Here is a 22,365-nt window from a genome sequence, read left to right as displayed (position 1 = left end):
CAGGGTAGATTGTCCACGCGTTACTCACCCGTCCGCCGCTATCCGGCACTCAACTCCGCGTTTACTCTTATTTCTATCTTTTTCTGCTTTCTTTTTTCTTTGCTGTCTTTTTTTCTGTAAGCGCTTAGTTGAGTGCCGGATCGCTCGACTTGCATGTGTTAGGCACGCCGCCAGCGTTCGTCCTGAGCCAGGATCAAACTCTCATGTTTATATCCTTTGCTCGCATATCTCACTGTTCGGTTTTCAAGGTTCATTTCCCTCGCCGCTTATCGCGACATCGTCTATCTTACCACATTATCTTCTCTCTGTCAACTGCTTTCTATTTGGTATTTTGTGGTGTCTTCCTTTCGCTCCTCGCAGGAGCGACGTATGTTAATATACCACGTTTGAAATTCTAATTCAAACATGAAATTTATCAATATAGTATATTTACAAGCAATTATACATATATATCTTTATTATGCTCTTTTTTTCTATCATTTATTACTGAATATATTTTTTTGACAAAAAGGCAATCGTATTGAATCATCTCTGCCTATATGATATAAATTATTTAAACGAATTTTTAAATTAGGAGTGTTATTATGACAGATGTAATTCTCAGAAACGAAAATTTGAGAAGAATATTAAGTGGTCATCCATGGATATACAAAACAGAAATAGATCACATAGAAGGCGATTATGAGCCTGGTGGAATTGTTGATGTCTATGATCATAAAAAAAACTTCATCGGGCGAGGATACATAAATCTTAAATCTATGATAACTGTAAGAATTCTCACACATGAAAAAGATGAGCTCATAAATGAGGATTTTTTTAAAAAGAGAATTCTAAGAGCATGGGAATATAGAAAAAAAGTTATGGATAATTTGAATTCATGTAGGGTAATTTTTGGAGAAGCTGATTTTTTACCAGCTCTTATTGTGGACAAATTTGGAAATTATTTAGTTATTCAAACACTTTCACTTGGTATGGAAAGGTACAAAGGCTTAATAGTAAACATACTCGTTGAATTATTAAATCCCAAGGGTATATATGAAAGAAATGATGTGTCTGTGCGAATGCTGGAAGGATTACCTGAAACAAAAGGATTTTTATATGGCAATTTCGATACAATTCAACAATTTGAAGAAAACGGCGTTAAGCTTTGGGTTGACATAGAAAACGGTCAAAAAACTGGTTATTTTTTAGACCAAAAAGAAAATAGAGCCGCAATAAAAAAGTACGTAAAAGATGCCGATGTTTTAGATTGCTTTAGCCATACAGGCTCTTTTTCAGTACATGCATTGCATTACGGTGCTAAAAGCGTTGAAACCGTAGATATATCAGAAGCAGCATTAGATATGGCTAAAAAGAACGCAGCTCTAAACGGATACCTGGATAGGTGTCGCTTTACATGTGAGAATGCATTTGATTTGTTAAAAAAATACGATGAAGAAAACAAAAAATTTGACGTTGTAATACTCGACCCACCTGCCTTTACTAAAAGTAAAGAGACAGTAAAAGATGCCATAAGAGGATATAAAGAAATAAATTTAAGAGCAATGAAAATCTTGAAAAAAGGTGGTTTCCTCATTACTTGTTCTTGCTCGCAGCACATAAGTCCCGATGTGTTTCTAAACATAATTAAAGAAGCCGCACACGACACACGAAAGAATACACGGCTAATAGAAAAAAGAACACAGTCAAAAGATCATCCTATACTGTTGTCATCCAGTGAAACTGAATACCTAAAGTGTTTGATACTGCAAGTGTTTTAGTTTAAATAAGAAGCTCTATGCTTCTTATTTAAACTTTCTGCTTCCAGGTTTGTATATAGGCAGTCCCTTTTCGCATAGTGGGCATTTTTCACTTTCATACGACACTGCATCAATTGATATTATAGATTCAAATTTAACTCCAAAGTTGGCATTTCCATTGCTTCTGTCGACGATGCTTGCAACACCAACAATATTTGCATTATAACTTTTTACAAGTTCAATGACTTCTTTTACAGAGCCACCTGTTGTGACAACATCTTCTACTGCGAGTACATTATCACCTTCATTTATCTCAAATCCTCTTCTTATTTTCATCACCCCATCTTCTCTTTCAGCAAAGATGGCTTTTGCACCCAATTGCCTTGCAACTTCATACGCAAATATAATGCCACCAATGGCAGGCCCAATTACTACATCTATTTTTTCTTTAATAAATTTTCTCGCTATTTCTTTTGAAAATAATTCACTGTAATTAGGATACTGAAAAATCTTAGCACATTGGAGGTATGTGTCGCTATGCCTACCAGAAGTCAATAAAAAATGTCCTTTATTCAATACTTTTAAATCGCTTAATATTTCAAGTACCTTTTCTCTATCCATTTTAATTTTCCTTTCTTTTTTGTTTACCATAATGATTATACGTTAATAGAATTTATCAATTGGTTTACATCAACTATGCTATTTCTTAACATATATTTTTTTATTCCTTCCAAGATGTCTATTGAACCAGCAGGATTGATAAAATTATAAGTTCCAATAGCTACAGCAGTAGCCCCTGTTATCATGAATTCTAAAGCATCTTCTGCAGACGAAATTCCTCCCATACCTATCACAGGGATTGATACAGCTCTTTTAGCTTCATACACATTTTTAAGCGCTATGGGTTTTATAGCTGGTCCTGATAAACCTGCAAACACATTCTTAAAAACAGGTCGCCTTGTGTTTATATCTATGGCCATTCCAGTAACTGTATTTATAAGAGAAATTGCATCAGCACCACCGTCTTCTGCTGCTTTAGCATAAATCTTTATATCAGTTACATTTGGAGTCAATTTTACAATGACTGTTTTATTTGATACTTCCTTTACTTTTTTAGTTATCTCATGTACACTGTTGGGATCTATTCCAAATGACATACCCCCTTCTTTTACATTTGGGCATGAAACATTGATCTCTAAAGCATCTACACCGTCTATATTAAGTTTTTGGGCTAATAATACGAATTCTTCTATTGTTTCTCCTGCTATATTTGCGATTACTTTAGTATTAAATCTATTTAAAAATGGTAATTCGTCTTTTATGAAAGCATCGACACCTGGATTTTGCAGTCCAACACTATTTAAAATTCCTGATGGCGTTTCATATATACGCGGCGGAGGATTTCCTTCTTTTGGATACACTGTAAGACCTTTTACCATTATTCCTCCTAAATTATCTAAATCGATATAATGTGAATACTCTTTTCCAAAACCGAACGTACCAGATGCCACAAGAACTGGATTTTTAAGTTCAAGATTCCCTATACTGACTTTCAGATTCAAAATACTACCTCCCTTGCCCAAAATACAGGACCATCCTTACAGACTTTTTTATATTGAAATCCAGAATCTGTTTTTGTTTTGCAGGCACATACCATACATGCACCAATCCCACAACCCATATGTTCTTCAATAGAGATTTGACAAGGCACATCGTACTTTTCAGCCATGTCTTTTACAGATTTAAGCATTTGCATTGGACCACATCCATAAACTATATCAATATCTTTTATTTCACTTTCAATTAAATCGGTAACATACCCCTTAATGCCAGTGTTCCCGTCTTCAGTCGCAATAACAACATCGCCATACTTTTGAAATTCATCCACGAGAAATGCATCGCTTTTAAAACCAAGAGCAATCTTTAGATTTTTATTTTTTAATTTCTTTGAAAGAAACAACAGTGGTGGTATCCCTATGCCACCACCAACGATAAGAATATTGTTGAATTTATCAAATATATCGAATCCGTGACCATGGGGACCAGTTACTTCTAATGTGTCTAAAGCCTTTACTTTTGAAAGATTGTAAGTGCCTTTTCCTTTTATCCGATAAACAATTGCAATTTCATTCCCATCATGATCACATATACTAAATGGCCTCTTTAATAATGTATTGCCTCCACAATTTATCATGATAAATTGCCCTGGCGCAGGAATATCATCAAATTCTAACCTAAGTCTATATATTCCATTGCTAATTTCTTTATTTTCTCTAACAACGTATTCCATATTTCACCTCAACACGCAATATATCTTCTTTTTAAAAACGCATTATTAATCATTCCCATCATCAAAAGAACTTCAGCACGTGCAGCTTGAGCAAATTCATATTCAGAATAAACATCTTTCCAATATTGACTTTTATAGGCGAAGATGACTTTTCTCGATGAGTTGACAATGGCACCTAAGTTGTTTTCATCAAAGCAATTAATGACATCTTCTGCAGTAGCACCCTGTGCTCCATATCCAGGCACTAAAAAGATAGCAGATGGCATTATTTTTCTCAGTATTTTGGCTTCTTCTTTATACGTAGCTCCAACAACCGCACCTATAGAACTATATCCTAAGCTACCTTCGGCTAGTTTTGAAATCTTGTCAACCATGTAAGCCACATTTTCATATACAGTACCACTGACAGTTTTTAAATTTTGAATCGTTCCAGAACCAGCATTAGAAGTTTTCACAAGGATAAATAGCCCTTTGTCGTATTCTAATACATCTCGTATATATGGCGTTATGGTATCTTCCCCCATGTACGGATTGATTGTAATTGCATCGATAGATGGATTTTGCAAATATGCTTTTGAATACATTTCTGCTACATCTGCTATATCTCCTCTTTTTACATCTGCTATAACTATAAGCCCTTTTTCTTTGGCATATTCAGCAGTTTTATAAAAAGCTTCTATCCCATCTGCCCCATATATTTCGTAAAAAGCGATCTGAATCTTTACCGCTGGCACTACATCAAATACAGCATCAACAATGCCTTTATTAAAATAATAAATCGCTTCAGATATTCCTTTTGTATTGTTCCCGTATTTATTAAAGGCCGCTTTCTTTATGAATTCTGGAATGTTTTCAATCCTTGGATCTAAACCGACAACTGTAGGATTATTCTTGAATTTTATTGCATGTATCAAATTATCCGAAAACATGTTAACACCTCTTATAAATATTTATTCATATACATGTATAATTATTCTATATATATTATACATTACTTATTTGATAATTGCCATCATTTTTAAATTTTATTTCTCCATTTACAATCGTATATTCCACCATGCCGTACAATTTTTGCCCATTAAATGGTGAATTTTTACCTTTTGATTTAAAATTGTCCGCATCGACTGTAAACTCTTTTGCTAAATCTATTATTGTAATATCTGCATCATTGCCTATCTTAAAACCATGGGTTAATTTTAAAAGTTTTGAAGGTTCTGTCGACATATGCTTTACTAAATCGTCTATCGCAATCAATCCATTTTTAACAAGATACGTGTACACTACAGAAAAAGCGATTTCGATTCCTGATATGCCAAAAGCCGCTATTTCATAAGGAACTTTTTTATCATCTTTCGTATGCGGTGCATGATCTGTCGCAATTACATCTATTGTACCATCTTTTAACCCTTCTATAAGCGCATTCACGTCTTCCCTTGTCCTTAATGGAGGATAAGCCTTTGTATTCGTGTCAAAACCATCAACTATATCTTCAGTAAGGCATAGATTGTGCGGCGTTACCTCTGCTGTTATATTTACTCCATCTGCCTTAGCTCTCCTTATCAATTCAACACTGTCCTTTGTTGATACATGTGCTACATGAAGTCTTGCTCCAGTAGATTTTGCCAAAATAATATTTCGTGCAAGCATTACCTCTTCCGCTTCATGTGGTATTCCTCTTAAGCCAATTTTTGTTGAAATTATCCCATTATTCATCACACCTTCACCGCTTAACATTTTATCTTCGCAATGAGTTATCATGAGCAAATCGTACATACTTCCATAAGTCATTATCCTCTTCATAAGCCCCGAATTCATTATTGGAAATCCATCATCAGATAAAGCTACCACGCCCACATCCTTCAATTTTGCCATCTCTGAAATTTCTTCACCCAACATACCTTTAGTCATGGCACCTATCGGAATTACTTTACAATACCCTTCTCTTTCAGCGATACTTTTTATATATTCCACAACTACTTCATTGTCTATGACAGGGTTTGTATTTGGCATACATGCAACAGTTGTATAACCACCAGCAACAGCAGCATGTGTACCTGTTTTTATCGTTTCCTTTTCTTCAAAACCAGGCTGCCTCAAATGTGTGTGCATATCAATAAATCCCGGAAATACATGTTTCCCTTTTGCATCAATTGAAATTGCATCATTCAGCGATATTCTTTTATCTATCCCTTTTATCTTTCCATTCTCTATTAAGATATCTGCTTTTTCATTAAATCCCTCTCCATCTATTAATATCCCATCTTTAATAACTAATTTCATTTGATTTTCTCCTTTCACATAATATTTTTAATAATGCCATTCTTACAGCTACACCATTTGTAACTTGTTCCTCAATAACCGAATATGTGGCATTAGCTGCTTTCGATGTAAGTTCTACATTTCTATTGATAGGTCCAGGATGCATCAGTATTGCATCTTTCTTGGCAAGTTTCATTCTTTCCTCTGTTATGCCAAAATACTTTGAAAACTCATCTTTTGATGGAAACAAACCATTTTTCTGCCTTTCTAATTGAATTCTAAGTCCCATGACTACATCGACTCCATCAATAGCTTTGTCTATGTCGTAATAGACTTTTGCTCCAAGCTTTTCAAAAGTCTTTGGCAACAATGTAGCAGGACCCACCAATCTAACTTCGGCTCCTAACTTTTGCAATCCCCATACATTAGACCTTGCAACTCTCGAATGGACTATATCTCCAACTATGACTACTTTTAAGCTGTCAAAGAATCCCTTTTTTTCTCTTATTGTCATTAAATCCAACAAAGCCTGTGTAGGATGTTCATTAAGACCGTCACCTGCATTTATTACTGATGCATCAAGATATTTTGCCATAAGATGCGGAGCACCAGACATATTATGGCGCACTACAATTACATCTGCTTTCATCTTTTCTACCGTTCTTACTGTATCAATAAGAGATTCACCTTTTACAACGCTGCTTGTCTTGGTTTCTATGTTTCCAAAATGAGCTCCAAGGTATTTTGCTGCCATTTCAAATGACAATCTTGTCCTTGTGCTTGGCTCAAAAAATATCGTAACAATTGTCTTGCCTCTCAAAATATCTGAATTTTTATTACCAACCAAGATTTTCTTCATTTCTCCTGCTGTATCCAGTATCTCTAAAAGATCTTCTTTTGTCATTTCCCTTATTCCTAACACGTCTTTTCCTATCATTTAAACCATCCTTTCTTTTTATTAAAAAATAGAGCAGCAACCATTTTTACATTTTAAAATGGCTCTGCTCTTAAATATAAGATTTTTGAATATTTTTTGAATGTTATGAATTCTAAAATAACCATAAAAAATATCCCTTTCTGTCTAAAGTGGGAGAATCGCAATTCTCCCTTATCAGTCTCGCTGGACTAATTTAAAGGTTGTTATTCTATTATTACAACTTTATTTGCATTATCAATTTCCTCAAGCATGACACTTACAATTTCGCTCTTTGATGTAGGCACATTTTTTCCGACATAATCAGGTCGTATGGGAAGTTCCCTGTGTCCTCTATCAATGAGTTCTGCCAACTGTATTGACTTAGGTCTCCCTAAATCTATGACAGCATCCATAGCAGCTCTTACAGTCCTTCCTGTATATATTACATCATCTACTAAAACAACAATTTTCCCAACTACATTTACTCCTATGTCCTTTTTTTTGACGATTGGCTGCTCTAATTTCGTAGTTAAATCATCTCTATATAAAGTAATATCCAGTGAACCTATAGGAGGTCTTACACCTTCGATGCGTTCAATATACTTGGCAAGTCTATTTGCAAGAGGCACACCTCTACGCATTATGCCAACTAATACAATGTCTTCAATGCCTTTATTCTTTTCTACAATCTCATGTGAAATTCGAATTAAAGCTCTGTCAATTGCTTTTTCGTCCATTATCTCAGCTTTATAATTCAAATCTTATACCTCCATAAAAAAACTTCTTGATAAAGCAAGAAGTCAACATCTTTTTTAACTCCTTGCCAGCCTCACAGGACCAGTTAAAGGATGCATAATATCTCTTTTCTAATATGATATCACAATATTTTATATTTGTCTATAGGTTTTTAGATTGTTTTACTGCAATCTTTGATGTGGAACATAAAAATTATTTATGCTAATATAGATATATACAAAAATTTTCAAAGGATGTGCTTACTATGAAAGAAGGAAAAGTTCCAACAGACATTTTATCAAAACTCATATACACCAACTTAGGCGTAAAGCGAAACGAAGTAGCTGTACATGCAGGTATAGGAGAAGATTGTAGCGTTATTGAATTTGGCCAGTATGCGGCTGTTTTGTCTACAGATCCCATAACTGCCTCAAATAACTTAAGCGGATACTTATCTGTAATTATTTCATGCAATGACATTGCATCATGTGGTGCAAAACCCATAGGCGTACTTGAAACCATTTTGCTGCCAATAGGTTCTGATGAAGAATCATTGAACAAAATCGTGCAGGAAATAGATAGAGGAGCCAAAGAGCTTAACATTGAAGTTCTTGGCGGTCATAGCGAAGTCACATCTTCCGTAAATAAACCAGTAATATCGACTACTGCTATCGGTGTATGTAGCAAAGACAAATTCATTAAAACAAGCGGTGCTAAATTAAATGATGACGTAATAGTTACCAAATCAGTAGGTATTGAAGGAACCTTCATAGTGGTCAACGATTACTATGAAAAGCTATCAAATCATATTTCTGAATCGGTTTTAGACAGCGCGAAAAGCTTTATTACAGATTTAAGTGTAGTAAAAGAAGGTTTAATTGCAGCTGAATGTGGTGTAAATTGTATGCATGATATTACCGAAGGCGGGATATTAGGCGCAGCCTTTGAAATCGCAGAAGCATCAAATATGGGAATTGAAATTTTCAGTGATTTAATTCCTGTAAGGAATGAGACTAAAATTATCTGCGATTACTTTAACTTAGATCCATTTAAGCTTATCTCAAGTGGCTCGATGATTATTACGTCATCAAATGGTAAAAAAATAGTAGATGAATTGAAAAAGCAAAATATCGATGCAACAATAGTCGGTAAGATTACAAAAAGCGGAAAATATCTTATAGATGGCAATAAAAAAATAGAAATAAATCCGCCGACTTCCGATGAGATATATAATATTTTATGAAAAGCGTACAAATGGGTTTTTAAGCTTTTCGTCCTTAATTGTGGTGATATCACCATGCCCTGGAAAAACTAAAGTCGTATCAGGTAGCATGAACAATTTATTTTTTATTGAATTTATGATTTCATTGAAATCACCACCTGGAAAGTCAGTTCTGCCTATAGATTCCTTAAAAAGCGTATCTCCAGTAAAACAGGCATCATCGATTTTGTAACATACTCCACCAGGTGTATGTCCAGGGGTATGAATAGTTGTTATAAAAATGCCTTCTCCAAATGATAAAGTGTCACCATCTCTTAACAAAATATCAGCATCTTTTGATATGATTTTTCCAAAGCCAAACTCAGACAAATTCATCGCCGGGTTTTTAAGCATTTCTGCATCATCGGTACCAATGCAAACTTTTGCTCCAAATTTGTCTCTAAAGTAATCGATACCCCCAATATGATCAAAATGCCCATGAGTTATCAAAATATACTTCAATCTAAAATCATTATCTATCAAATAATCTTTCACTTCAGGTACAAAATCGCCAGCATCTACCATTATACATTCATGACTACCTTTTGCAGATACTATATAACAGTTAGCTTGAAAACGCCCTACTGAAAATTTTTTAATATCTAAATCGTTTCTCATATCGCACTCACCTTAAAAAATCCTTTTTGAATCTAAAAGTATCGTTACTGGTCCATCATTTATCAAAGAAACCCGCATCATAGCACCAAATTTTCCTGTTTTAACAGGAAGTCCTGTTTCATTCAATTTATTACACAATGTATCAAAAAGGTACAGTGCTTTTTCTGATTTGGCAGCATTCATATAATTAGGTCTTCTACCTTTTCTTGCATCTCCAAGAAGCGTAAACTGTGACACTAATAAGATTTCGCCGTTAACATCAACGATAGAAAGGTTCATCCTACCTTCTTCGTCATCAAAAATCCTCAAATTGGCGATTTTATCGGATATATATTCTACGTCCTCCAAGCCATCATCATTTGAAACACCCACCAAGACTACAAGTCCTTTGTTAATTTCTCCTACTATATTGTCTTCAACTGTGACATTTCCTTGCAAAACTCTTTGAACAACAGCCCTCATGTTTTAATACCTCCAATGCTGCATTTTTTGTCCTGACTAAATTTCATGCACTTATTCTGTATACATCAGTCACACCATCAAGAGCTTTTAATTTATTCATAATTTTTTCAAGCTGCTCTTTCGATGTAATCTCTAACGTCAAATTAATTATCGCAATATTGTCCCTTGTTGTCCGTGCATTTACGGCTCTTACAGAGATTTTTATGTCAGCTAATATACTGGTAACATCCGTCAGTAATCCATACCTATCAATAGCCATAATTTGAATATCTGCTTGATACGCAATGTTTTTGCCCTGATCCCATTCAACTTCTATAATTCTATTTTTATCGTAAACATAATCTTTTATATTCGGACAATCCTTTCTGTGTATTGAAACTCCACGGCCTTTGGTAACATAGTCTACTATTTCATCACCCGGGACAGGAGAACAGCATTTCGAAAATCTAACCATGACATTGTCTTCGCCTTTTACAATGACACCCATTCCACCAATCTTTTGCTTTTTCTTTGTTTCTGATACGGTAGGAATATGCCTTTTGGACTCACTTTCTACTTGCTTTAACTCTTCTTTTATGCGCGGTATTATCTGATTTAATGCAAGCCCACCAAATCCAATTGTCGCATATAGATCTTCTTCAGAATGCATATTTAACTTTTTTAGCACAGATTCCATTATGTCGCTTTTTAATTGGGATTGTTGTATCCCTTGTCTTTTTAACTCTCTGTAAAATATTTCTTGTCCCCGCTCAATATTTTCTTCTCTCTTTTCCTTTTTGAACCACTGCCGTATTTTATTTTTAGCTTGTGAACTTTTTACAATCTGAAGCCAGTCTCTGCTGGGACCTCTGTCAGCATTGGTTGTCGTGAGAATCTCAACTATATCACCATTTTTAAGCTCATAATCTATTGGAACAATCTTTCCATTTACTTTAGCGCCATTTAATCTGTGACCTATTTCGGTATGAATGCTATATGCAAAGTCAATAGGCGTAGAACCAGCCGGTAGACTTATGACATCACCTTTAGGAGTAAAAACGTAAACCTCATCTGTAAACAGATCTATTTTTAAGGTCTCCATGAATTCCTTAGCATCTTTTAACTCTCTTTGCCACTCCAAAAGCTGCCGCAACCAGGAAAGCTTAGCGTCAAACTCATCTTCGTAAGATTTACCCTCTTTATACTTCCAGTGAGCTGCAATTCCGTATTCTGCTGTCCTGTGCATGTCCCAAGTTCGAATTTGTATTTCAAATGGTTCACCTTTCGGCCCAATTACAGTAGTGTGAAGAGACTGGTACATATTTGGCTTTGGCATAGCAATATAATCTTTAAATCTGCCAGGCATAGGCTTCCACAGTGTATGAACAACGCCTAATGTCCCATAACAATCTTTTACAGTATTGACAATTACTCTGACAGCCATTAAATCATAAATCTGCTCAAAAGTCTTGTTTTGCTGCTTCATTTTTTTATAAATACTGTAAAAATGTTTAGGTCTTCCATCAACATCAGCTTTTATTCCGATTTCATTCAATTTTTCTTTTAACTTTTCAATGAGTTCTTTTATGGATTCTTCTCTCTCTTTCCGCTTCTTTGCAACCTTTTCAACGAGACTATAATATTCATCAGGATGAAGGTATCTCAATGATAAATCCTCCAGCTCCCACTTTATCATTGACATACCTAATCTATGGGCAATAGGAGCGTATATTTCCAATGTTTCTTGTGCTTTCTCCTTTTGCTTCTCTTCGCTCAAAAATTTAAGAGTACGCATATTGTGAAGGCGATCAGCGAGCTTTATCATTATAACTCGTATATCTTTAGCCATTGCAATGAGCATTTTTCGCATATTTTCAGCCTGCTGCTCTACTTTCGATTTGTACTCTATCATGCCAAGCTTTATCACGCCGTCTACTAAATCAGCAATTTCCTGCCCAAATTCATTTTTTATATCTTCATAAGAAATAGATGTATCTTCTATTACATCATGAAGAAGTCCACTGGCAATAGTAGATACATCAAGTTCCAGATCAGCAAGAATCATTGCAACTTCTACAGGGTGGACAATATACGGTTCTCCTGAATTTCTGTATTGTCCTTCATGAGCTTTTAACGCATAATTATAAGCTTTTAATATTAAATTAATATCATCTTCAGATTGATCGTATTTTTTTACTCTCTCAATAATTTTTTCAATCATTATTAATGATCACCTTTTTAAAACCGACATTTTAAAACTTTATCAATGAAATGACATCATAACCTTCTAACTTTTTACGTCCATTTAAAAAAGTCAATTCTGTCAAGAACAATATACAATCGACAATACCGCCCAATTCTTCAATTAACTTCGCTGCAGCATATATTGTACCGCCAGTTGCCAATAAATCATCGACAATAATAACTCTCTGCCCTTTGCTAATAGCGTCTTTGTGTATCTCCAATGAATCCACACCGTACTCAAGCTCGTATTGATAATTGACTGTTTCAGCAGGTAACTTCCCAGGTTTCCTAACAGGCACAAATCCCAATCCCATTTTATATGCCAATGGTGCTCCAAACAAAAAGCCTCTGGCCTCTGGACCTGCAATCAAATCAGCATTTCTATCTTTTACGGCATCAGCTAACATGTCTATTGAAAACACAAACGCATCTTTATCCTTTAAAACAGGTGTTATGTCTTTAAAACCAATTCCTTCTTTCGGAAAATCCGGTATCTCCCTTATAAGTGATTTAACATCTTCTAACGTCATGCTGTTTCCTCCTTAACATTCTTTTTCAATATTTGAAAAGCAAATTTTATAAAACTTTTTTCCGCCATATACAGTTTTTGTAATAGCTGGTGATCTTTAATATTCACTTTTGAATCGACACAATTTCTCCTTAACACAAAAATATTATCACTTTCTTCTATATTAATCAATCCATTGTCTTTAAGAATTTTTAAACATATCATTGACTTTATGGAATTCAAATTAAAATAATCGTAAATTTGATCTTTTAATATCAACGTATCTGAATTTTCTTTCATGCTTACAAATATTTTAGCAAAATCACTCCTTCTGGGTACAATATTGTAGATATCATTTAAACTGCTTTTTAAGTCTTCCTTTCCAAACAAAAGGTGTACAATACTTTCTCTGCTGTTTGCTAATATATTATAAAACATTTTTGAATCGAATGGTATATCGTAAAAAACTATATTTTTAAACTTAGAAGGCAAATGCATAATTTCATCAGCATTAATGCACCACAAAACTGCATTCTTTGCATCGACAATTTTATTGCTTAACTTAAAATTACAATAGTTGCAAGCATTGAGATAATTAATAAGCTCTTTTATATGATATCGGGTGTTTATTATGACTGCTGTACTATCATCACTTTTAAACAATTTTAAAACATAAGATCTTTTATCATCGATATTTCGCATATCAATAAAATTATAGCTTTCTAATCCTTGAAAATCATCGTTAAAGCTCATTAAAGTATTGTATAAATTTCTGAAAAATAATACATTTTTCTCTTTCACTAAAATATCTTTTGCTATTATCTCAAGCTTTTTCTCTCCATTCCACTCGTTTACTTTGACAAAACCTGCAATATCTAAAACCGCTCCTGTGCTAATCTTATCAAATTCGCAAGCTCTATTGAATAAAACGACATTGTACATAACATCATTTTTCTCAACCATTATTCGAATGTGTTTGTTATCTCCAAAGAGAGAAATTTGTTTTACAACCAAATTTTTAATCGCATACATTGGCACAGGATTTCCACTGCCAAAAGGCTCTAACAAACTTACTTGATTTGCTCCATCACAATCCAATACATCATCAATAGAAGTTTCTATCTCGATTATCGGCATCATATCAAAAGCAGTTAATTTCGTCTTAGCATATTCATTGAGTTTAAATCTAAAATCATCTATTTGACTGCTATCTATAGTCAAGCCTGCAGCCATTTCATGCCCACCAAAGTTAATCAAACAGTCACCAGCATATTTTATTGCCTCGTATATATTAAATCCTTTTATACTTCTTCCTGAACCCTTGCCAAAACCACCACTGACACTTATTAAAATGGAGGGTCTATGATATCTTTCTGTTATCCTTGAAGAAACTATCCCAATTACACCCGGATGCCAATTTTCGCTATAAAGAACAATAAACTTTTCTTTTTCTAAGTCCACATTATTTTCAACTTGCATAATAGCTTCCTCTAATATCTTTTTCTCTATTTCTTGTCTTTTCGCATTCTCGCTATTTAAATAAGCCGCTATTCTGTCAGCTTCTATAGGATCATCTGTTACTAACAAATTCACACACAATACGGCACTTTCTAATCTTCCTGCAGCATTTAACCTGGGAGCCAATATGAATCCAACATGGTACGTATCTATATCTCTTTTATTAAGGCCGGCAGAATTTATCAAAGCCCTTAATCCTTTGTTTTTTGTATTTCTCATCATCTTTAATCCTTCTTTTACTATCACACGATTCTCTCCAGTAAGCGGTACTATATCTGCTACCGTTCCTAAAGCTACTACATCAAGAAATTCCAATGCTTCATCCCCTAATAGTGCCAAACAAAGCTTAAAAGCAACTCCAACACCTGCTAATTCTCTATATGGATATGCACAATCTTTAATATGTGGATTTACGATACAATTAGCTTCTGGCAGTATATCCGGAACTTGATGATGGTCTGTAATAATAACATCAAGGCCCAGTTTTCGTGCATACTGTACTTCCTTTAATGACGCTATCCCGCAATCAACAGTTATAATAAGCTTTGTTCCGGAATCGCACAATATTTTAACAGCATCCATGTTTATTCCATAACCTTCCAAGAGGCGATCTGGTATGTAAAAATCTACATTTGCACCAAGCCTTTTTAATGCAATATATAAAATTGAAGTGCTGGTTATACCATCCACATCGTAATCACCATATATCGCTATTTTGTCATTTAATCCGATATGATATTTTATGATTGAAACCGCTTTTTCTATTCCTTCCAATAAATAAGGATTATTAAGCGCGTTTAATGTTGGGTTTAAATATTCATAAACTTTTTTCAAATCATCATATCCTCTATTGACAATTGTCTGTGCGACATAAGTTTTTAAATTAAACTTATTTGCAATTTCATCAACAAGTTTATCATTTTTAGCCTTTTTTGATACCCAGTTGTAGACCATCTCATTCCGTCACCTCACAAAACACATTATTTTCGCTTTTTTTCTATAAAAAGTATGTAATAGACAATCGCCATACATAATATAAACGATATTAAGTAGCCAACTAAGCCCACTGCATTGTAACCATATACTTTGTACCCACCATTTAGAGACATTATAAGTGATGAACCTATTATAAGCGACGCAGCTATAATGCTTATGATCATTTTATTTATCATTGAATTAAGGTCGTACTTCATCTTTTCAGTCTCTTCAATGTCCAATTTTACTCTTACATTGTCTTTTAATATCTTTGAAATTATCCCCTGAAGCTTTGATGGAAACTTCTTTAAATGAACGTATATCTTATGGAGGTCTTTTGCATTTTCACTCAGCGTTTTGGCAAAATTGAAATTGTTTATGTATATCTTTTTTACAAAATCTTTAGCAATATCAGATATGCTGAAGTCAGGGTCTAATTCTTTTCCAACTCCTTCAATGGTCGCCAATGATTTTAGTAACAGCGTAAACTCTGCAGGCATGATCAATTTGTACTTGTAGATGATTGAAGTTATCTTTTTAGCAGAATCATTGATATTTATATTTTTAAGAGGAGTATTGTAAAAATAGCTGATGATCCCGCTAAGATCGTACTTCAAATGCCTTATATTTACGCCATCTCTTATGGCATCCATATCTGTTAAAATCGAAACAACTTCATCTGTATCATTGTCGACAAAAGCCTTAAAAAGTTCTACTATCATTTCCCGGTTAGACCTGTCTATATATCCTACAATGCCAAAATCTATGTATGACAGCTTTCCATCTCTTCTTATGAGGATATTGCCTGGATGGGGATCGCCATGAAAAAATCCATAGACGAATATCTGCATGAATATAGACATAGCACCGTTGTATGCTATCCTCTTTAAATCAAATCCACTATCACGCAATTTTTCCTTGTTTTTAACGCTGATTCCGTCAATGTACTCCATTGTTAAAACTTTTTTTGTCGTGTATTCCCAATATATTTTTGGTATGTAGACATACGGCTCATTAATAAAGTTTTCTCTAAACTTGTCTGCGTTATTGCCTTCCAAAGTATAGTCTAATTCATTTAGAAGTGACTCTGACAACTCGTTTACCACATCCAAAAAATCAACGGGTGAATCAGTGAGTCGTTCATTCAATATCTTTGCAATTGTCTTTAAGATGATAATATCCGCTGTTATTTTCTCATATACGCCTGGCCTTTGGACTTTAACTACGACGTCATTTCCTTCCCTCGTTATTGCTCTGTACACTTGCCCAATGGATGCAGACGCTATTGGCTCTTTATCAAAAGTCAAGAATAAATTAGAAATTTTATCTCCCAATTCATCTTCAACGATTTGGCGCATTGTATCAAACTCTACAGGCGGAACATCATCTTGAAGCTTTGATAACTCATTAATCACATCATGTGGAAGCAAATCAGGTCTTGTGCTTAATAACTGCCCCATCTTCACAAATGTAGGCCCTAACTCCTCTAAAGTAATTCGAATCCTTTCAGATAAAGCAATCGGTAAATCATTCTTCCGTATATAAACAAACGGTATGCTCTTTTTCTTTGACAATACTTCGCTTATAAAACCAAATCCATTTTTTGTGAGTATTTTTAGTATTTCCCTATACCTTTTTATATACCTTCTCGTTGAAAAAATACTGAACAGATTCATTTCCACACCTCAATAAAAATATAGCGGCAACATACTTAAAAGTATTATGCCACTAATTAAGAAATTTACATATTCTGATTGTTCTGAATAAGCTGATCTAATTTGCTTTCCAGTTCAGCTATCCGCGCCAACAAAAGATCGTATTCTTCTCTCGTCACTAAATTTGCTTCCTTAGCCATTTGCTGAATATTCTCATAAGCCTTTTCTTTAATGACTTGCTTCTGTTTATTTACAGAATTCAATGCACTATTTATGAAATTGTTTTTGTCTTCTGCAGTAAGTTCGCCACGCTTTACAAGCTCTTGAGCGATCTCCTCTATCTTATCTTTTGTCAAAGAAACAGCACCAAGCCCTGCAAGAAACATCTCTTTAAGCATGCTATCACCTCCTATCATGCTTTTTGAGGTTTATTTCCTACCTTGTTTCCTACTCTATTTTTTCCTTCTTTATCCTTAAATATAACCCAAAGCGGACTAGCAATAAATATTGATGAATATGCACCGCTAGTAATACCAACTAAAAGAGGCAAAGCAAAACTCTTTATAGATGCAGGTCCAAAGAAGTACATAAGTATAAGCATCAGCAAAACTGTCATGACAGTATTTATCGACCGGGTCATCGTCTCATTTACGCTGACATTTGCTATCTCTTTATAGCTTGCCTTTCTCATCAATTTTATATTGTCCCTAATTCTGTCAAAAATAACAATCGTATCATTGATAGAATAACCAAAAACCGTAAGTATAGCAGCAACGAATGGAGTATCTACAACAATTCTAAGCAGTGCATAAGCAGAAATCATTATTAAAATATCGTGTATCAAAGCTAAGACAGCCGCAGCACCCATCTCGAAATTAAACCTGAAGCCAATGTAAATAAGTATAAGAAGTGCAGCTACGGCAGATGCTAAAATCGTTCCAAACTGCATCTCTTTACCTATGGATGCACTGACATTCTGTGACGATACAAGGTCTTTAACAGTAAGTTTATACTTAGATTCTATAGCATTTATAACGGCAGTCCTCGTCTTATCGTCAAGGCTTGGAGTCGTTATTGAAACATACGTGTTATTGGGACCAATAGCTTTTACCTGCGAATCTTTAACACCATTGCTTTTTAAAATACTTGTAATTTCATTATTCATGGCAATCGTCACAGGCTTATGCATATTAAATTCAACTACAGTACCTCCAGTAAAGTCAAGTCCCCAATTTAATCCCATCGTAAATAAAGCAATAAGTCCTGCAAGTATTATTATGCCTGATATTGTAAACCACACTTTCGTCTTTCCAATTACATCTATGTTCCACTTTATATTATTCCATCTCATTATATTCGCCTCCTTATGCACCGTATACTCTGATATTCTTAGTGAATTCTGTTTCAACAATCGACTTAAGTAAGAACCTTGAAACAGTTATTGCAGTAAACATACTTGAGATAACACCGATTATAAGCGTCAATGCAAATCCTTTTACCGTTCCTGCTCCCATGAAGAACAAGACAAATGCAGCAATAAGGGTTGTTATGTTTGAATCAAATACAGCCACAAATGCTTTTCTAAATCCGGCGTCTAAGGAAGCTCTTATGGATTTTCCTGCTCTCATCTCTTCTTTCATTCTCTCAAAAATGATTATATTGGCATCAACTGCCATACCTATTGACAAAAGCATACCAGCAATACCAGGCAAATCCAATGTGACATGCAACAATGCGTATACTATAAAGTTTATTACAATGTATATTCCAAGAGCTATATCTGCTATCAATCCAGGCAGTCTATAGAAAGCTATCATAAACAATAAAACTATTAAGAGTCCATACATACCTGCTTCTTCACTTGCTTTTAATGCACTTGGTCCTAATGTAGCACCAACAGAGCTGTATTCAACCTGTTTCAGCGTCACTGGAAGTGCCCCACCTCTTATAAGGTTGGCCAGATTTTTTGCTTCATCAAAGTCCTTCATCCCATTTATAACCGCTTTGCCATCAGGAATCTGCTCTTGTACTACTGGCGCAGATATGGTCTTATCGTCAAGGACTATTGCTATTTGCTTGCCTACAAACTTTGCTGTCGCATCTGCAAAAGCTTTCGCACCTTTGCTGTTTAAATCAAGTGTAACAACTGGCTCCTGTACACCGGTCTGAGTCGTTTGATAAACTGCTTTTGAGTCTTTAACATCCGCACCTGTCAATATAACTTTGCCATCAGGCCCTACAAATTTAAGCTGTGCTGTCTGTCCTAAGTAAGAAATAACTTGATCAGGATCGTTAACACCTGGAATCTCTATTCTTATCCTATTGGATCCTTGTTGAACTATAAGCGGTTGTGATACGCCTAAAGCATCTACTCTGTTTCTTATTATTGAAATCGCCCTTGTCATAGCATCTTGAGAAACATTCCCTTGTGCCTGTTCCAAGACGTAGACACCACCTCTTAAGTCAAGTCCCAGCCTTATACTGTCTTGAACTGGCTTAATCGAATAATTTCCGGCATTTACACCATAAAAAGCAACATACGCTACTATTATGGCAAGCACGATTACTGATAAAAATTTTGCCAATCCTCTCGATTTCATCATTATCCCCTTTCTTTTGTTCGCTACGTTTTATTATATTACTTTTATTGTAAACGGTCAATTATCAAATTGCCATAGCTTACTATTTTTCATAAATATTATTTTCTTTTAACATTTCATAAGCTTTAATTGCTATAGCACACTCAAATCTCTTTTTCTGCATCTCACAAGACAGTTCATATGGTTTATTTATGTCCTCGTTAATATTATAATTGTTGGCAAAGCATCCACCGCTGCAGTAAAATCTCGCCCAACATTTGCTACACTCTTCTCTCTTATATATATCGCTTTCCATGAATTCCTCTTGTAGCTCTTTATTTTCAATTCCTGTGTAAACACTACCTAATTTGAAAGAATCATTTCCTACAAATTGATGACATGGGTATATTTCACCATCAGGAGTTACAGCCGCATATTCAAACCCGGCACCACAACCCTGAAGCCTTTTTTTGATGCAAGGGCCGTTATCCAAACTTATTTTAAAATGATAGAATGAAAAAGGTCTGTCATCCTCCATTCTCTCTACATACTTTTCGGCAAGCTTGTCATATTCTTTTAAAATCTTTTCTAAATGTTCTTGCTTTAATGTGTAATCTGTATCTTCTTTTTCCACTACAGGTTCTACTGAGATTTCCCTTATTCCCATATCGGCCAAATGCAGTACATCTTCGGAAAAATCAAGATTTTTAGCTGTAAAGGTTCCTCTAACGTAATGTTCCTTATTGCCTCTTTTTAAAACAAAGTTTTTAATTTTGGGGAAAATCACATCGTAAGAACCACTGCCATCAATCCTTTTTCTCATAGCATCATTTATCTCTTTTCTGCCATCAAGACTCAACACTACATTAGAAAAATTCTCATTTATGTATGTGGCTTTCTCTTCATCTAATAATACACCATTCGTAGTTATAGTGTATTTAATAGTCTTTCCATATTTTTTTGCTTCTTCTCTTCCATAATCAACCAATTTTTTTACAACATCAAAGTTTAAAAGCGGTTCTCCTCCAAAAAAATCCACTTCTACGATCTTCCTGTTTCCTGAATTTTTGATTAAAAAATCTATAGCTTTTTTGCCTACTTCATACGGCATCAACTTCCTGCCACCTTTAAAATCGCCAGTTGACGCAAAACAGTAACTACATCTTAAATTGCAATCATGTGCCACATTAAGGCAAATAGCTTTTATCACAGAATCTTTTCTGCTTACTTCTATATCCTTGTACACATCTTCAGAATAAAGAAGACCTTTTTGACGGAGAGACTCTATTTCATCGTACGCTTCTTTAATATCCGATTCAGCGTATTTATCTTTTAATAAATCACATATCATATCAAAGTCATTATCTAAATATAAATCCAACAATTCATAAGTTAAATCATCCACAACATGTATTGCTCCACTAACAGGATCTAATACGATATTCATTCCTAATTGTCTAAATTTATGTATTATGCTATGCATCTTAACCTCCTATACATTTTAAGTGGCAGTAACATATCATTACTGCCACTTGCCTATGTAAATTAATTTTGGCACTCCTGATTTGCAACAGTGCACGAAGTCTTGCAAGCAGATTGGCATGATGCCTGACATTCTCCACAGCCAGGTTTTTTCAGGCTATCTTTCAATGATGTTCTGTTGATTGTTACAATATGTCTCATTTTCATACCTCCTCTTCCTTTTGATTATAACATATAATTCACGACAATAAAAGCTATAGATTTATCCCTATCATGCCACCTATAGCACCCAAAATAACTCCCCAAATAAGCTTTAAAGCTATTCCAGCATTTATTCCAGCTTCTTTTACAAAATAAACTCCTAAAAACAGCATAAGGAGAACATAGAGAAGACCTGCTAAGCCACCATTTAACCAACCTTTGCTTTTTGTATTGCGGGCAGCTATAGCACCAGATAAAACTATGCCAATTATCGTTATAAGCATTGTAAGCGTGGGAAGCGTTAATTCTGAAAGTGGTGTATATGTCAATACCAACGCATAAATTATAAAAAATAGAAGCGTAATTATATAGCTTATTAGCAATCCAACTATTATACCAGGTATGTTTAATATTCTGTCGTTGTAATTTTGAGTTTTGCTTTTCATTAAAGCACCTCCCTTTTTTCATCAGTAAATTTTATGCTTGTAAAAAAGACAATATTACATCTTATTAAAGCAAAAAAATGCGGTTTCCCGCATCTTTTTATTTGTTTTCGCTTTGTGAACTTAATACTTTTCCTACAGACCATTTGGCTATCTTTAATTTGACTTTATCGGCGCCTACTTCAATCGTAATCGCATCGTCTTTTATGTTTAATATCTTGCCGTAGATACCGCTTTTTGTAAGAATCTCGTCACCAGGTTTTAATGCATCAATCATAGCTTTCTCTTTCTTTTCCCTTCTCTGCTGTGGCAATATCAATAGAAAGTAAAAAATTGCCATAAAAATTACAATTTCGCCAATTAAATAAATCGTTTGAGCGTTCATTTTATTCCTCCTCGTATAATTATGAATATTCTCGGCAACTTCTGTTGCCTGATATATCTGAATTTCAGGAGACATATTTTAAATTTATCCCCCAAAATTTCATTCTGAAATCCTTT

The 22,365-nt window shown here is 34.5% G+C and carries 22 protein-coding genes and 1 rRNA gene; 2 read left to right on the top strand and 21 right to left on the bottom strand.

The window, feature by feature from the left end; translation table 11 throughout:
• Positions 1–209: ribosomal RNA gene (locus tag HNR52_RS10310) — 16S ribosomal RNA — on the bottom strand; the annotation flags it as partial.
• A gap of 375 nt (positions 210–584) precedes the next feature.
• On the opposite strand from HNR52_RS10310, the gene HNR52_RS10305 reads away from it, so the two are divergent.
• Positions 585–1,760: a class I SAM-dependent rRNA methyltransferase gene (locus HNR52_RS10305; protein WP_435620547.1), complete on the top strand. Its 1,176-nt coding sequence runs from the start codon at positions 585–587 to the stop codon at positions 1,758–1,760.
• Between the two features lie 24 nt (positions 1,761–1,784).
• Here HNR52_RS10305 and pyrE read toward each other — a convergent pair whose 3' ends face one another.
• The 7 genes from pyrE to pyrR all read right to left on the bottom strand — a co-directional run bounded on the left by pyrE (position 1,785) and on the right by pyrR (position 7,962).
• Positions 1,785–2,360, bottom strand: a complete 576-nt coding sequence (pyrE, locus tag HNR52_RS10300; RefSeq protein ID WP_435620546.1) for an orotate phosphoribosyltransferase — start codon at positions 2,358–2,360, stop codon at positions 1,785–1,787.
• Positions 2,361–2,395: 35 nt separating this feature from the next.
• Complete coding sequence (locus tag HNR52_RS10295) at positions 2,396–3,301, bottom strand: dihydroorotate dehydrogenase (RefSeq protein WP_013788180.1); 906 nt, start codon at positions 3,299–3,301, stop codon at positions 2,396–2,398.
• Positions 3,298–4,029, bottom strand: a complete 732-nt coding sequence (locus HNR52_RS10290; RefSeq protein WP_013788181.1) for a dihydroorotate dehydrogenase electron transfer subunit — start codon at positions 4,027–4,029, stop codon at positions 3,298–3,300. Before HNR52_RS10290 ends, HNR52_RS10295 begins: the two co-directional genes overlap by 4 nt.
• An 8-nt stretch (positions 4,030–4,037) precedes the next feature.
• Positions 4,038–4,958, bottom strand: a complete 921-nt coding sequence (gene pyrF / locus HNR52_RS10285; protein ID WP_013788182.1) for an orotidine-5'-phosphate decarboxylase — start codon at positions 4,956–4,958, stop codon at positions 4,038–4,040.
• Between the two features lie 55 nt (positions 4,959–5,013).
• Positions 5,014–6,309 carry a dihydroorotase gene (locus tag HNR52_RS10280; RefSeq protein ID WP_013788183.1) on the bottom strand — a complete coding sequence of 432 codons (1,296 nt, stop codon included), beginning with the start codon at positions 6,307–6,309 and terminating at the stop codon, positions 5,014–5,016.
• Positions 6,293–7,225: an aspartate carbamoyltransferase catalytic subunit gene (locus HNR52_RS10275; RefSeq protein ID WP_435620545.1), complete on the bottom strand. Its 933-nt coding sequence runs from the start codon at positions 7,223–7,225 to the stop codon at positions 6,293–6,295. Before HNR52_RS10275 ends, HNR52_RS10280 begins: the two co-directional genes overlap by 17 nt.
• A gap of 203 nt (positions 7,226–7,428) precedes the next feature.
• Positions 7,429–7,962 (bottom strand): bifunctional pyr operon transcriptional regulator/uracil phosphoribosyltransferase PyrR, encoded by a 534-nt coding sequence (gene pyrR, locus HNR52_RS10270; RefSeq protein ID WP_013788185.1) that lies wholly within the window; start codon positions 7,960–7,962, stop codon positions 7,429–7,431.
• 242 nt (positions 7,963–8,204) lie between these two features.
• Here pyrR and HNR52_RS10265 point away from each other — a divergent pair, with 242 nt between their 5' ends.
• Positions 8,205–9,182 carry an AIR synthase family protein gene (locus HNR52_RS10265; RefSeq protein WP_435620544.1) on the top strand — a complete coding sequence of 326 codons (978 nt, stop codon included), beginning with the start codon at positions 8,205–8,207 and terminating at the stop codon, positions 9,180–9,182.
• Here HNR52_RS10265 and HNR52_RS10260 read toward each other — a convergent pair.
• From HNR52_RS10260 to yajC, 13 genes are all read right to left on the bottom strand, one after another.
• Complete coding sequence (locus HNR52_RS10260; RefSeq protein WP_435620543.1) at positions 9,177–9,818, bottom strand: MBL fold metallo-hydrolase; 642 nt, start codon at positions 9,816–9,818, stop codon at positions 9,177–9,179. The two genes, HNR52_RS10265 and HNR52_RS10260, sit on opposite strands and share 6 nt — an antisense overlap.
• A 12-nt stretch (positions 9,819–9,830) precedes the next feature.
• Entirely contained in the window at positions 9,831–10,280 is a 450-nt protein-coding gene (dtd, locus tag HNR52_RS10255) for a D-aminoacyl-tRNA deacylase (RefSeq protein ID WP_435620542.1), read from the bottom strand.
• A gap of 43 nt (positions 10,281–10,323) precedes the next feature.
• Complete coding sequence (locus tag HNR52_RS10250) at positions 10,324–12,480, bottom strand: RelA/SpoT family protein (protein WP_435620541.1); 2,157 nt, start codon at positions 12,478–12,480, stop codon at positions 10,324–10,326.
• A 31-nt stretch (positions 12,481–12,511) separates the two neighbouring features.
• Complete coding sequence (locus tag HNR52_RS10245) at positions 12,512–13,033, bottom strand: adenine phosphoribosyltransferase (protein WP_013788190.1); 522 nt, start codon at positions 13,031–13,033, stop codon at positions 12,512–12,514.
• Positions 13,030–15,483, bottom strand: coding sequence for a single-stranded-DNA-specific exonuclease RecJ (gene recJ, locus HNR52_RS10240; RefSeq protein ID WP_435620540.1), 2,454 nt, complete (start codon positions 15,481–15,483; stop codon positions 13,030–13,032). The genes HNR52_RS10245 and recJ overlap by 4 nt, the downstream gene beginning before the upstream one ends.
• A gap of 26 nt (positions 15,484–15,509) precedes the next feature.
• The gene (gene ubiB / locus HNR52_RS10235; protein ID WP_013788192.1) at positions 15,510–17,180 is read right to left on the bottom strand and encodes a 2-polyprenylphenol 6-hydroxylase; all 1,671 of its coding nucleotides are present in this window, start codon (positions 17,178–17,180) and stop codon (positions 15,510–15,512) included.
• Between the two features lie 65 nt (positions 17,181–17,245).
• The gene (locus tag HNR52_RS10230) at positions 17,246–17,557 is read right to left on the bottom strand and encodes a phasin family protein (protein WP_013788193.1); all 312 of its coding nucleotides are present in this window, start codon (positions 17,555–17,557) and stop codon (positions 17,246–17,248) included.
• A gap of 14 nt (positions 17,558–17,571) precedes the next feature.
• Positions 17,572–18,510: a protein translocase subunit SecF gene (gene secF, locus HNR52_RS10225; RefSeq protein WP_435620539.1), complete on the bottom strand. Its 939-nt coding sequence runs from the start codon at positions 18,508–18,510 to the stop codon at positions 17,572–17,574.
• A gap of 13 nt (positions 18,511–18,523) precedes the next feature.
• Positions 18,524–19,759 (bottom strand): protein translocase subunit SecD, encoded by a 1,236-nt coding sequence (secD, locus tag HNR52_RS10220; RefSeq protein WP_013788195.1) that lies wholly within the window; start codon positions 19,757–19,759, stop codon positions 18,524–18,526.
• Between the two features lie 82 nt (positions 19,760–19,841).
• Positions 19,842–21,221, bottom strand: coding sequence for a thioether cross-link-forming SCIFF peptide maturase (gene scfB / locus HNR52_RS10215; protein WP_013788196.1), 1,380 nt, complete (start codon positions 21,219–21,221; stop codon positions 19,842–19,844).
• Positions 21,222–21,283: 62 nt separating this feature from the next.
• Positions 21,284–21,421 carry a six-cysteine ranthipeptide SCIFF gene (gene scfA, locus HNR52_RS10210; protein WP_013298036.1) on the bottom strand — a complete coding sequence of 46 codons (138 nt, stop codon included), beginning with the start codon at positions 21,419–21,421 and terminating at the stop codon, positions 21,284–21,286.
• Between the two features lie 53 nt (positions 21,422–21,474).
• Positions 21,475–21,867 carry a TIGR04086 family membrane protein gene (locus HNR52_RS10205; RefSeq protein ID WP_013788197.1) on the bottom strand — a complete coding sequence of 131 codons (393 nt, stop codon included), beginning with the start codon at positions 21,865–21,867 and terminating at the stop codon, positions 21,475–21,477.
• Positions 21,868–21,964: 97 nt separating this feature from the next.
• Complete coding sequence (yajC, locus tag HNR52_RS10200; protein ID WP_013788198.1) at positions 21,965–22,249, bottom strand: preprotein translocase subunit YajC; 285 nt, start codon at positions 22,247–22,249, stop codon at positions 21,965–21,967.
• Positions 22,250–22,365: the final 116 nt, after the last annotated feature.

The organism is Thermoanaerobacterium thermosulfurigenes (genome assembly GCF_051201035.1).
GTDB lineage: Bacteria > Bacillota > Thermoanaerobacteria > Thermoanaerobacterales > Thermoanaerobacteraceae > Thermoanaerobacterium > Thermoanaerobacterium thermosulfurigenes.
The sequence above is the reverse complement of the archived record's forward strand: the minus strand, read 5'-3'. Positions and strand labels throughout refer to the sequence as shown.